The 13068-nt window shown below is 52.2% G+C and carries 9 protein-coding genes and 3 pseudogenes; 1 reads left to right on the top strand and 11 read right to left on the bottom strand.

Annotation, left to right across the window (positions count from 1 at the left end; translation table 11 throughout):
* Positions 1-123 precede the first annotated feature (123 nt).
* Positions 124-1491 carry a transglutaminase domain-containing protein gene (locus tag DWV43_RS10515; RefSeq protein WP_117818272.1) on the top strand — a complete coding sequence of 456 codons (1368 nt, stop codon included), beginning with the start codon at positions 124-126 and terminating at the stop codon, positions 1489-1491.
* 1094 nt (positions 1492-2585) lie between these two features.
* Here the strand turns inward: DWV43_RS10515 and DWV43_RS10565 are convergent.
* The 11 genes and pseudogenes from DWV43_RS10565 to DWV43_RS10280 form a co-directional block, all read right to left on the bottom strand.
* Positions 2586-2690 (bottom strand): annotated as a pseudogene (locus tag DWV43_RS10565) (DapH/DapD/GlmU-related protein); the annotation flags it as partial.
* 348 nt (positions 2691-3038) lie between these two features.
* Positions 3039-4193: a Coenzyme F420 hydrogenase/dehydrogenase, beta subunit C-terminal domain gene (locus DWV43_RS08105; RefSeq protein ID WP_117818269.1), complete on the bottom strand. Its 1155-nt coding sequence runs from the start codon at positions 4191-4193 to the stop codon at positions 3039-3041.
* The gene (locus DWV43_RS08100; RefSeq protein WP_117818267.1) at positions 4174-5517 is read right to left on the bottom strand and encodes an O-antigen ligase; all 1344 of its coding nucleotides are present in this window, start codon (positions 5515-5517) and stop codon (positions 4174-4176) included. Before DWV43_RS08100 ends, DWV43_RS08105 begins: the two co-directional genes overlap by 20 nt.
* 1 nt (position 5518) lies before the next feature.
* Positions 5519-7009 carry a lipopolysaccharide biosynthesis protein gene (locus DWV43_RS08095; protein WP_117818265.1) on the bottom strand — a complete coding sequence of 497 codons (1491 nt, stop codon included), beginning with the start codon at positions 7007-7009 and terminating at the stop codon, positions 5519-5521.
* Positions 7010-7025: 16 nt separating this feature from the next.
* A complete protein-coding gene (locus DWV43_RS08090) occupies positions 7026-8111 on the bottom strand; it encodes a polysaccharide pyruvyl transferase family protein (protein ID WP_147346394.1) in 1086 nt (361 codons plus the stop codon).
* A 30-nt stretch (positions 8112-8141) separates the two neighbouring features.
* Entirely contained in the window at positions 8142-8672 is a 531-nt protein-coding gene (locus tag DWV43_RS08085; protein WP_199569431.1) for a serine O-acetyltransferase, read from the bottom strand.
* A 1-nt stretch (position 8673) separates the two neighbouring features.
* Positions 8674-9474 carry a glycosyltransferase family 32 protein gene (locus tag DWV43_RS08080; RefSeq protein ID WP_117773583.1) on the bottom strand — a complete coding sequence of 267 codons (801 nt, stop codon included), beginning with the start codon at positions 9472-9474 and terminating at the stop codon, positions 8674-8676.
* Positions 9475-9643: 169 nt separating this feature from the next.
* Positions 9644-10536, bottom strand: a pseudogene (locus DWV43_RS08070) (glycosyltransferase family 4 protein); the annotation flags it as partial.
* A gap of 64 nt (positions 10537-10600) precedes the next feature.
* Positions 10601-11353: pseudogene (locus DWV43_RS08065) on the bottom strand (ATP-grasp fold amidoligase family protein); the annotation flags it as partial.
* A gap of 200 nt (positions 11354-11553) precedes the next feature.
* On the bottom strand, positions 11554-12651 hold the full coding sequence (wecB, locus tag DWV43_RS08055; protein WP_117773586.1) for a non-hydrolyzing UDP-N-acetylglucosamine 2-epimerase: 1098 nt from the start codon (positions 12649-12651) through the stop codon (positions 11554-11556).
* 29 nt (positions 12652-12680) lie between these two features.
* The coding region (locus DWV43_RS10280) for a UDP binding domain-containing protein (RefSeq protein WP_304650759.1) at positions 12681-13068 on the bottom strand (388 nt) is incomplete at its 5' end.

The following is a 13068-nucleotide window of genomic DNA, read 5'->3' as shown; positions in this document are numbered from 1 at the left end:
TACCGCCTCGCGGTGACATCGTTTTTATGTCAACCTTGGTCTAACAGAGCCATAAAATATGTGCGGAGTGCTGGCCTGGAGCTGCCTTCGGACCCTATTGGCTGCTCACCGAGAGGCTCCGCTATGAAACGACCCCTTTACTACCTGCTCTGCGCGATCGCGTGCATGTCCATGGTCAGCGCGACGATGCCTATGGCAGCCATTGCGGAGGCGATTCAGCCTCAAGAAACCGCCGAGCAGCAGGAGCAAGCCGACGCCACGAACGGCGACACAGGCAAGGCTAAAGACAGCACCAACACAAATGCGACAGCAGATACCGTAGAGGACGGCGCCGCAACATCCACCGGCACCAGCGCAGCTAACATGGAAAGCGTCGACGGCACCCCCACCACGCCCGGCACCATCGCCGCAACCGACGCGGCCAACCCCACCTCATCCCTCCGAGCCCAAGCCAATCCCACGCCCGAGGCCATCTCCACCACGTCACAAACCGGCTACGCCCACTCCGCCACGGCAACCCAAAACGGCGTCACCTTCACCGTCTCGTGGAACGACGCCCCCGCGGGCACCGCGACGACCTTCCACGTAACCCAGGCCAACGGCTCGTCCCAGGCCAAGGCGCGCATGGACGTGCCCACCTATTGGGACGGCGGCAGCCAGGAAAGCGTCTGCGACCCGTCGCGCCCGGCATGGGCCAGCTACTACAGCCTGGGCACCGCGGGCCACGACTTTACCTTTGACTTCACGGCATCGGGCACGTACCGCATCTACTTCTACTTTATGGACAACGACAGAAACGACCCCCAAAACGACAAGGGGATCTACTACCTGCGCACCACGGCGGAGGTGACCGTAAACGACGCCGCCCGCCCGAGCGTCACGCAGATCGTCAACAACGCCGTGGACCTGTGCAGGCAACAGACAAACGGCTCGGAATACGACATGGCGCTGTGGCTCCACGACTGGACGCTCGACCAGCTGGAGTACGACCATGGCCTCAACTGGTGCTCGGCCGAAAGCGGCCTCACGCGCCACCAGGGCACCTGCGAGAGCTACCAGCGCATCTACTCCAAGCTCCTTGACGCCGCGGGCATCGCCAACGGCCGCATCACCGGCAACGGCCACACCTGGAACGCCGTAAAGATCGACGGCAAATGGTGCCAGATGGACCTAACCTGGGACGACACCAGCGACAACTGGTACGGAGACCTGGATCAGCGCCATCTGTACTTTGGCCTAACCGACGAGCTCATGGCAATCGCCCACTCCGACCACACGACTAACTACCAGAAGGCCAACTACGCCTACCGCTCGACCGATCTATCCAACAATTATTTTGTGCGAAATGGCAAGGCCGATGAATGGGCCGATAAGTATGCCGACCGCATTCAGCAACACCTGGATGCCAAGGAAGAGAGCTTTTCCATCGATGCTGACAACCAGTCCTTCCCGCCCAGCATCTCGGGGATTCAGAATGGGATTGTTGCTTAGGCGATGAATCAAATAGACCGGAAGACCGCTGGAAACAAAGACTATCTATCTGCCGAGTCGAAGGTCGAGATGACGTCGAGCAGCAGCTGAACCGCGGCAGGGGCTCGACACCTGCTCGGTGGATGCCGTCCCCCAGGCGGTGAAGGTGAGGGGGATCCAGCCCGAGGGGATGTAGGAATGCGATAGGAAAGTCATAGATGCGGGCGTGCTGGCTAAAATGGGTCGGCCGGGATTGGTCAATCTCGGCCGACTATATTTGGCTAAATTATTCCATCGCTAACACAGAAAGCTCGCTGATGTTTACTGGTGTTTCCGAAAACCCCAACAAAATATGCGCGGCATGCTAGCCCGGTGCTTCTTTTGGACCCTATCGCCTGCTCCCAGAGAGGCTCCGCTACGCCCCCCCCATCGCCCACCATGTGCAATCGCGCGCATATCCATGGCAAACGTACCAATACCCATGGCGGTCATCGCAGAAGCCATGCGGCCTCAAGCAACAGCCGCGCAACAGGCACAAACTAAGACAGCAATAAGCGATACTGACAAGGCCGAAGGGACCACAAGCTCAAACACCACCGACTCAAGTGATTCCGCAGTAGATGTCAAAAGAGACAACAACGCCGCCCCCGTCAGCGCGACCAGCGCAACCGACAGCACCATCCCCCATTAGCTTCCTCATCGAGCAGCGCGCTGGGCGCCTCCTCGATGGTCTTCCTCGGAGGAGTCTTCATTTCCTTGCACAGCAGTTCCTCGTCGACCGTTACGATGTTCGCAAATTCGGCACGTATCCCATTCGTCTGTGATTCGCTGCTTAGCCGCCAGAGACCACATGACAGAGCGCGGACCGTGCTCCGTCATGTGGTTGTCAATTTCCAAAAAACTTGACGTTACCAGTGATGCGGTTTCAAACCGGTTAAAAAGGGGTATCGACCCAAGCCGATACCCCTAATGCAAGCACGCTTTAATCCAATTAAGCCATTATCAATACTGCTTTATCGGATCAGCGTACATCGTGAATTGAAAGCCAATCCAGCAACCTATCGAAGCTCTCTGTAAACTAGATCCCGTTTTTCGTGAAATAGCATTTTCGCGGGTACATCTTTAGAAACAACGCTATTCGCAGCGATGACCGCATTATCGCCAATGGCTACACCTTTAAGCACCACGACATTCGCGCCAAGCCAGACGTTGTCGCCAATATGCACGGGCGCTGTCGTAGTCGGCTGGTCCCGATACATGATCCCATCCTGCGACATACCGTGGTCGAAGTCATACACATGGACGTTTGGACCAAATAGGCAGCCTCTACCAATCTCAATTCGTTCATGAGCAATCAGGACGCAACCGTAATTGAAAGACGTTCGTTCACCGACGCTAATAAAGCCTTTATCCGATACGCGACAATAAAACGGTCGCCTGAAAGCCTTCGTCATGGTTATCTGGCCAGGGAATCTTCCTGCAAGAAACGCCAACTTACCCCGGACATAAATCCAGGTCGCCACATGCTCAACAAAGTCCATTAAATTCAAGAGAAACGCCCCTAGTAACTATTTCCTTTTAATAAGCTGTTTCACAAGAGTCTTGAGAGATTTCACGAAGCCGTAGGCGCCAACAAACCGAGCAGTGCCCTCGAACCCCTTATGCTCATAAGCCTTCCAGAAACCATCAACGTTACCCTGCGGAGAGGACGACCTCTCCAGCATCGGATTACCGGGCAGCACCTCTTCAAGAGATATATCTGTTACGCCGGGCTCAAATACACCAGATGCGACAATACGCTCGGCTAGCTCACTATTAACCATAACAACAGAAAGTCCCTTTTGATCATTAAAACCTTTGCGAACTCGATCGACGCCAAGAAAATCAGCAAGAGTAAAGTCGGAAACCCTGTTGACGTCGGTATAGGCGCAGTTATAACAGCTGGAATTTAAAGCGTTATTGCTATAGAACACATCTCGCCAAGTATTAGATTCAATCGTGTCATAGAGAGCAGTGCCGTCGTCCAAGAGAGCCTTCTCGACATGGACTCCCCAACCTCTGTCCTTGGGGCGATGAAAATATTTGATGACCTTCTTTCCGGACTTTTTTTCCAAAAAGGAAATGTATTCGCGGAACATACGATTACTAGGTGTGCCATGGCAGATTAAATCGCAGGTAACCAACTGTCCGGAATAGTTTTTCTTAGACAGAAAACTCCTAAGACCCGCAATTTGGCATGGGGTTCCGCTGTAGAGCACGTCAAGACCTTGTTTCAAGTCGTTATATGCTTCGACATATGAAGAGCCAACGAAGCCCTGTGAGTATTTTGAGCCTCGACAAGATTGCGCGTCGTCAACAGAGGCACAACGCCGCTGAACAACGCGGAAATCTTCATCGAAGCAAGCGCCGTAAACGACGCCGCCATTATTTAGGACGTAAGTAGCCAAGGTCCAAAACGCGGCACCCGAGGAACTTTTTGCGCGTTCGGCGTCGTCAGCCTGATAAGCCAATACCCGACGATAGTTCATCTTCAGATCGTCGCTCGTCAAACCATTAGCCGGACATACCCTCTGGCACAAACCGCACTCAACACATTTTGATTCGTCAATCTTCGGACGGTAAAACCCATGAGAGTCTTCTACAATCTGAATCGCCGATCGAGGACACACAGACAGACACGCAGAGCACCCGGTACAGCGTTGACTATCTTTGCAGATATCCATGGAATCCCTCCCTATCGTTAAGAATCATCTTGTCTGAGCCGCAAATAGCAAACGCCGCCACACATGAAATGAAATACGGTATGTAGCACTGCGGATCGTATAAAGGGTTGCCTGAAAAGCAATAAATTAGAAAGAAAATCTGAACACCCAAACAGGCCCACAAGCAAAAGGAGTCCCCATAAGGACCTTCCTCTAAAAGAGATTCAGATCGATGCATGGCTGCAAGGATGGAGAGAAACGCAGGCACAACAAAAGCCGCAAGGCCAATCACACCCGTCTCGGCAAGCAACTGAAGGTATACGTTGTGAGCACTCATCGACGAAAAGCCAAGATTGCTGTACATTGCACCAAGGGAGGTAGTGGCAACATACTTGGAATAAGTCCCCCAACCACAACCAAGTAAGGGTTTTGCATAAAACATACTCCAAGCGCAATCGTACAAATAGCTTCTGCCATTGCCCGTTTCATCATCTGAAAGCTCAATAAACCTCTCAAGAGTCGCCTGAACAGCGGGAACAAACGTAGCAAGAACGCCGACAGCTATTACAGCGATTGCAGCAACAACCAAGGTCTTGAGCATCGTCCCGGAAAGCTTCTTTCTATTTACGAACAGATACGAGATGACGATAGCAGCAACGGATGCAACCAAAGGACCCCGCTTAGTAGTCAGAAAAAGCGCAAGCAAGAGCATCAGGCTCAGCATCAAATCTTTAATCCGAACCTTTTCCCTGCTACCAGCAAGACCACAGGCCCAAGAGACGAGACCCAAACTCAAATAAATCGAATTAGTGCTGTAGTGCGCCGTGAAGCCAGAGCGATAGTCCCTAGCCATATAGCTACCTGAAAAGAAGGCAGATTTAACTGGCAGATAAAGTGCGGGGACTAGCCAGAAGACGATGGTGCAGAACGCATGAAATGCTGCAAAGGCGACAAGAACCCTAAGGCATGAAGTGACCCAGGATCGCTCGCCTGCCGCAACATACATGCACAGAAATAGAAGCGTATAAACTACGAGCAGGGTTAAATTAGTCACACCGTATATCAAACTATGAATAAAGAACAGCACAAAGAAAGGTGCCCAAGCCAGCTCAAGGCCAAATCTTTTGCAAGCAAATCTTCTGTTAGTCACAAAATGCAGGAGAAACGCCGTAGCAGATAGCAGGAGGCAGACATCGAGTGCAAGCGCAGAAGCAGCGAGCGATTGGCAGAAAAAGGCGTAAAAGAGCAGTGGAATGAACACCATGGACCCATCATTTAGGGAAAAGCGTCGCTCTAACTCAGAGCAAGACTCAACACCGGCCCTAGACGCGCTGAAATAATTCATCCTATTTAATCCTCATAAAACGACCAATAATCGAACTATAGCTAGGCATGTCGAAGAAATAGAGCGTCGCGCATGCGGCGACTGCGCCCCAAATGACAAGACCGATGGCGACCGCAATCCATCCTGTCCAACTTCCAGCGAAGCAAGACAGTAGATAGCCAGGCATGGCCACGAGAACGGTCTGTAATACATACACGCCAAACGACCAAAACGAACTCGAAAGAGAGTCCTTCGAGATTTTACGAGGCTCGTAGAGCAAAAGGTCAATCACGCGGTATAGATTGGATACGCAGGACGCAGCAATTGTGCCGACGACCCCAAAACGCATTGTGAGTGGGATACCCAAGACGATAATGATTGCAGCCTGCAAGCAGGTCTGCGCCCTAGTCTCACGGTACATGCCAGCAGCAATTACAAGTAGGCCCTGGGACGACTTGCCATGATAGAGAAAAACATTTAGGACGACGAGGAAACCGAGCAGGACATTGTGGTAATTTGCATCGTGAAACCCGCCTGCATACAAATCAACAAACGGCATAATCAATGAAAAAGCACATCCGCATGCCACAGCGGAGACTGCGTACACAAGCGCTCGATATGGCTTATAGGAAGACCGAAGACCCTCGTAGTCTCCCTCAGCAATCTGTCGACCAAAGAGCGCCTGAAGCCCTGTACCAAGGACATTCGGAATCATCTGTAGCCCCGTAGATACGAGCATGTAAACAGCAAGAACGCTAACTTCACTCATGCTCCCACAGAGGAAGGTCGCCAAAATAACGGGCGCGCCCGACTGAACGGCTCCCAAGATTTGGAGAAACAACGCATCCCATCTCTGGGGTAGCTGATAGTCACCGTAATCAACCTTGCAATTGAGCTTCGGATAATGGCGGCGTGTATACAGAGCGAGAATCAGGCTGCGCGCAAAAACCGCAGAGAGAGCCAACGCATAGACAGCGACAACAGGAGCATGGAGATAGGCAAACAAGAAAATGACGGCCGTGTTAACCAGCGTGAAGACCGTCGATGCGAGTTGAATGAGCCAGTTCTTTTGATCGGCGGTAAGGAAAACTTGGTACTTGGCGAGGGAAAAGAAATCCACGACGATCTTGGCACCCAACAGGAAGGTAAGCACCATGATCTCCCAAGGCGCAAGCGAACCTACCGAGACAAATATGGGATAAACGACCGAAAGGCCAACCAGCAAGACAAGAAACAACATGCCCGACTTCTGATAAAAGACCTTCGAGGCCGAAGCCACGACGTTAATCCCATCCCAGTCGCCCTTAGCAATAGGCTTATATAGAGCGAAGGTCGCCGCACCAGAAATACCAGCTTCGACAAGTGCGAAATAACCAATAAACTGAGTTAGAGAGGTCACCAGACCGTTAACCTCGGATCCATATACGCCAATAATCGCCCTTGGGACGAGGAAGCCGGCAACGATAGCGGTCAACTGGTAGACCAAGTTCCAAAAAGTATTCTTTGCAAACATAAGCCAGAAACGACACCTACAATCCAATGCAGCGAGCGATAAAGGCACGCGCTGTATCACGGTCATGTGAGAGGGTCTGGTTTGCATGACCATAGTCAACAGCCGAAATAACGACCTCGTCTCGATACAGACAACCCTCAATTCCATAACGTGCGAGCAGGTCTGTAATCCTGACGTTACTCTGAACGGCGGAGTCCGACGTTTTAACGACAAACGACTTATTGAAATTCATGGAGAAGCAGGCGCCGTGGAAGGAGTCCGTGCAAACAAACGACGCCTCACTAACAAGCTTCAAGAAAGCAGCCGGACCGATACCCCTCACGTTAATCATGCCGGGGAATTTCTTCGTGTTGTAATGAATGCAGACGACAGGAACGCCGAGCTCGCTGGCGATCTTCCTAGCTCGATCCACGAGTTTTTGCTCAGAGTTAAGCGTATAAAGCAGAACATAGGATTGAGGTATCGTATCCAAGCCGTCATCTGAGGCTAACGCCGACCAGTCATCGCCCGTAAGAAGCAGGGTCGGATCAGGCATAAATACAGATTCGAGCCCCATCTCGCTAAGGACCTCCATAGAGCTCGGTTCCCTAACGGAAAGACCAGTGAACTTTGCCAGCCTGTCGGCCGCGCCTTCATCGCATGCCAAAATGGATTCCGCCGTCGCATCTCCCAGACTGGCAGCATAAGACGCGACCTTTGTAACTTCAGCGATGCCTTCACCCAAGAAGACTGGGTCATGCCCATTAACCCGAGGATTGAAAACCTGATCGCTGCCAATGAGGACGCAGTCGAGGCTCTTGGCTCTATCAATAAGAGCTTGCTTATCCAGCTTTCCCGTAGGGCTTAGATTGCGCTTAGCAAATCGACTGAACGAATTAAGCCTCTGGCGCTCAAAACCCCTGCGAAGGAAATAGCGAACGGCATCCGAAGGATTGAACGAGAAGCACGTACCCAACTCTCGATCATCGAGTTCCTTATTGCTGTAATTGAGCACTTCGCAGTCGCAGCCCAACGACATCACGGTCCTGCGCAGAGCACATGCTTGTAGCGAAGCACCATAATTTACGGTATTCGAAAATGTGAGGATGCCTATGCGTTTCAATATCTTACCGCCTAACTATTCGCAAGCTCGTTAAACCAAATTGATGATGTAACCTTCAGTAGCGTTATCGGTTTCGATAATCTTGCACGGGTTGCCAATGACTATCGAATGATCGGGAATATCCTGGTTAACAAAGGTATTGGAGGCAATAAAGACATCGTTTCCAATGGTCACATTACCTGCAACCGTCGAGTTAATACCGAGATATACGCGGTCACCAATCGTAGGGACGCCCTTTCTATGGCCACGGTTTTCTTGGCCGATGGTGCATCCCTTATGGATGTTCACGTTACGGCCGAACTTCGCGCCGGCGTTTACAGTAATGCCGTAAGGGTGACCAATGTAGAAGCCTTGACCAATTTGAGTTGATGGCGAAATCTCGAGTCCACACTTCCTGGAAAGATGTTTCCTCGGAAGCGTGAAGAGGAGTTTTCGCAAACCCCCTGCCTGACACATCCTTAGATAGAAAACATAGCGGTAGCCAAAATCACCTAATAACCGGCCGAGCTTTACGCCTTGCGTACCGAAATAGTGATAAGTATCTTTAGCGAATACGTCCACTCTAACTTCTCTCTCCTCTAGCAATCTTTTCGCGAACAACGCCAAAGATTCTCTTAGTTCCTACAACCAAGCCACCGTCACTAAGCTCCATGAGAATTCGACCCAAAATCTGCGAAAGCCTTCGCCCAATGAAAGGGGAACACTTGCGCACAACCTTCCGCTTGATGCGATATTTGGGCTCAACCCAGCTTCCCGAAGAGCGATGGATGCTGTAGGTTTCACGCTTGATGTGATAACCGCCGAAACCGTAAACGGGGTTGAACGCTTTGGAGTCCAAGGCAAGCCAGCCACCGAAATGCTGCTCTTTATTCACGCGTTCAAAGCCGATTTTTTGAAGCTCAGCAGTGAATACCTCATTCACCGTGATCTTGTCGAGAAAATCAGGATCACAGGAGAACTCCATCGACTCATATCGTTCCACGCATGCGCGAATTACAGGGTCATGAGGCTCAACAGCAACAATCAAGCCGGTGGTGGCAGTCAACGAGGATTCTTCGATTGCAGTGAAAGGAATGCTTTCCATGAGAGGCGATATGTCTCGTATGAGCTCGCTGCCGATATCCATATAGATGCCGCCGTACTCATACAAGACCTTAAAGCGAGCGTAGTCCGACACAAATGCCCAGAGGCCCGCCGCATACGCGCCCCTTGACCAAGAGCATGATGCGAAGTCGAAGTTATCCTCATTCCACTGCTTGACCTCAAACCCAGGCGCAAACTTCTCCCACGAAGCCAAGGACCTCACAGCAGTCTCAGAGAGCGGATTGCCTCCGAACCAGCAGTAATGAATAGTCTTATCCATCGTCACGCTCCTAAATGTGCAACTTGGAAATAAGAAACGGAGTCTGACGGGTCTCCAATATCGCCCAAGAAAGCGAGTCTCACCGGCAAATATCTTCGTAAACCATGCCAAGCCGGTTCATAAACGCCGTAAGGGAAAAGGCATCTTTTATGCGAGCTCGTCCCTGAATTCCAATCATTTCCTTGTAAGAGATATCGCTCATGAGATTCTCGAGCTTAGTGGCCAACGCATCAACATCATCAACTGGAAACATAATTCCGTCTACGCCGTCGGTAATGACTTGTGGAATACCCCCGACAGGAGTCGCAATGGTAGCAAGTCCGTACGACATTGCCTCAAGCACACTCATAGGCATGCCCTCATTCTTCGAAGGAAGGCAGAACATGCTACTGTTGCGAAAGGCTTCGTCTTTTTTTCACCTTTAGCCCAGCCTATAAAGCTGCACCTGTCACCAATTCCAAGTTCATCCGCCAGTTGTTCATATGCTGGCACATCCCCGTCTCCGCCAAAGACAAAACGCGCATCGGGATGAGTCTTAAGAACGCGCTTAGCAGCGCGCAAAAGTAAATCCGGACTCTTGCGCGCATCAAGACGCCCCATGAACAAAACCGTATTGCACGAATAATCAATAGCGTTAACCTCAGGAACGTCAACGGCGTTATGCACCACCACGATACGATCCAAGGAACAGATGTGCCTTTTTAGAAGGAATTCCTTCCACTCCTCCGACAGAACGACCACCTTTGAGCAACAATCAAAGGAATGCGAGATATCGCGTCTCTCAGCCTCGCTACATTCTTCGTCAAACCAAACACCGAACTCGCTACCATGCAGATGGAGAAGAACGGGTTTGTTTCGAAAGAAGGCCGCCCTCATGAAGATCTTTTTTCGGCGATAGCTGCCACGAGACGCCATATGCACATGTACGAGATCGCACGCGTTGAGCCTACTGAGATATTTCATATAAGCCACAAGGGCAATGGAGAGCTTCTTGAACTTCCCGCCCTCAGCAGTTGTCGAAATGAATTCTATTGAACCTTCGTTACGATTCGACCACTTCATAATGTTGTTTTCAACCGTGGAGATGCCACCCATAGCATCAAGACTCGGGCCAATCATCAACACTTTAGGCATTATCAGCACCTAAAGATCTTTTAGAAGAAGGGCAAGACCAATCGCAGTACTTTTCTAAATGGGAAACAGTTGGCAAAACAAACAAATCGCCAAGCTCTCGGTCAAGTCTATCGGGTTGCTCCTCTAGTGCATAGAAGGGATCGTATCCGCCTCCGGTATAGAAAGTCATCTCGCCAAAGTAAGGTTTACCGCTAATGTTGTACCAGTCAACCCGCACGTGAGGGAAACCATCAGAGAGTTTCTCGGAAAGCTCAAGCATAAGTTCGTAGTTCTCGGGCTTTACAGTAGGCTCATGCTCAGATACCTCATGGTCGATATCGCCACGCTGCTCCCATTCAGTAGAAAAGTACTGCATTTCATGATTAGTGAAACGATCGGCGTCCGTCTGAACAAGAGCTGCCTTACCGTCAAAACAATAGAATTTGTAATCAGTCGGAGTCGCTCTTCCAGGTTCATCAAGAAATGCTTCCGCCACAATGCGAGGCGTGATACCGAGATAAGCCCACTCCCTGCCCTGCCAATACCAGTTTCTATGCAAGGCAACATTCAGACGTTTCTTGGCCTCAACAAAATCAAAATACGACTTATCCGTGCAAACAAATGTGCTCTGCGAGTCGTGAGTACATTTAAGCACAAACTTCTCCGGCAATTTATCGAGATCGATCTCTTCAGCTGCATTGAAAACACCGAAAAGTGGCACAAGATACTCGGACCCAATACGTTGTTCGACGAAAGAGCGCACGCCATATTTATCTGCGAGCTAAGTCAAAACTGGATTATGGTAGTTAAGCTTGTACCACTGCAGCTTCTCATTGAATGTCTTAGGACACTCGAAATCAGGCTCGTAATGAAGTTTGGCTTTGAAGTAGAGACGCATATATGCCTCATCAGGAATGAAGCGCAGGTTGTTTTTAAGAGAAAGAGTAAACCTCTTTTTTAGCTTCACTATTTACCTCCAATAACGTCCGCAATTCGCTCACTCGCATGTCCGTCACCGTAAGGATTCGACGCATGACTCATGACCTCGTACTCGGCCTGATCGCTGAGCAGGCGGCTGAACTCGCGGTAGATCACGTCCTCCTCGGTGCCGACGAGCTTCAGCGTGCCGGCGGCCACGCCCTCGGGACGCTCCGTGGTGTCGCGCATGACGAGCACCGGTTTGCCGAGGCTCGGGGCCTCCTCCTGGATGCCGCCGGAGTCGGTGAGGATGAGGTGGCTCGCGGCCATGAAGTTGTGGAAGTCGAGCACCTCGAGCGGGTCGATGATGTGCAGACGGTCGAAACCGTCGAGCTCCTCGTGGGCCGCCTTGCGGACGAGCGGGTTCATGTGAATGGGGTAGATCGCCTTTGTGTCCGGATGCTCCTCCATCACGCGGCGGATGGCGCGGAACATGCGGTGCATGGGCTCACCCAAGTTCTCGCGGCGATGCGCCGTGATGAGGATGAGGCGGGAGCCCTCGGCCCAATCGAGCTCGGGGTGGGAGTAGCCCTCGCGCACGGTAGTGCGCAGTGCGTCGATGCCGGTGTTGCCGGTGACCCAGATCCCGGACTCGAGCTTGCCCTCGCCGAGCAGGTTCTGCTTGCTCGCCTCCGTGGGCGCGAAGTAGTACTCGCTCACGATGTCGACCGCCTGGCGGTTGAACTCCTCCGGCCAGGGGCTGTAGATGTCGTGCGTGCGCAGGCCGGCCTCCACATGCCCCACGGGGATCTGCAGGTAGAAACACGCGAGCGCTGCGGCGAAGCTGGTCGTGGTGTCGCCGTGGACCAGGACCACGTCGGGCGTCTCGTCCTCGAGGACGGCCTTGAGCTTAAGCAGCACGTCGCACGTCACATCGAACAGCGTCTGGCCCGGCTTCATGATCGCCAGGTCGTGGTCGGGAGTCACATCGAAGACGCGCAGAACCTGGTCCAGCATCTCGCGGTGCTGGCCGGTCACAGTCACGACGGTCTCGAACTCATCCGTACGCGCCTTGAGCTCGTTGACGAGCGGGCACATCTTGATTGCCTCCGGGCGGGTGCCGAAGACGAGCATTACCTTCTTCAAAACGATTTCTCCTGAAGAGTCACATGGTCTTACAGCTTGTAGACGTTCTCTCCGTCGCCGCAGACGTTGCGCGGGTCGATGAGGACGCGCTCGCCGAAGATGCCGGGGTTGTCCGTGACCTGGGAGTGGCCGACCATCACGATCACCATCTCCAGTCCGTCCAGGAACTCATCCATAGAGTGGACCTGGCCGGGAACCTCGTCGCGCTCGACCCACGGGTCGTAGACCTTGACGGAGCCGGCGCAGAGGTGCTCGGACATGGACTCGAGCATCTGCAGCGTCGGGGACTCGCGGACGTCGTCGACGTTCTCCTTGTAGGTGAGGCCGTAGATGCCGACCTTCGAGGCGTCCGTGATGCCGCGCTCGACCATGACCTCGTGGGCCCGGTGCATGACGTACTCGGGCATGGAGGCGTTT

The sequence above is a fragment of the Collinsella sp. AF05-9 genome (assembly GCF_003465595.1).
In the GTDB taxonomy this organism is placed as follows: domain Bacteria; phylum Actinomycetota; class Coriobacteriia; order Coriobacteriales; family Coriobacteriaceae; genus Collinsella.
Note: the sequence above shows the minus strand (reverse complement) of the source record. Positions and strands in the feature narration are given on the sequence as shown.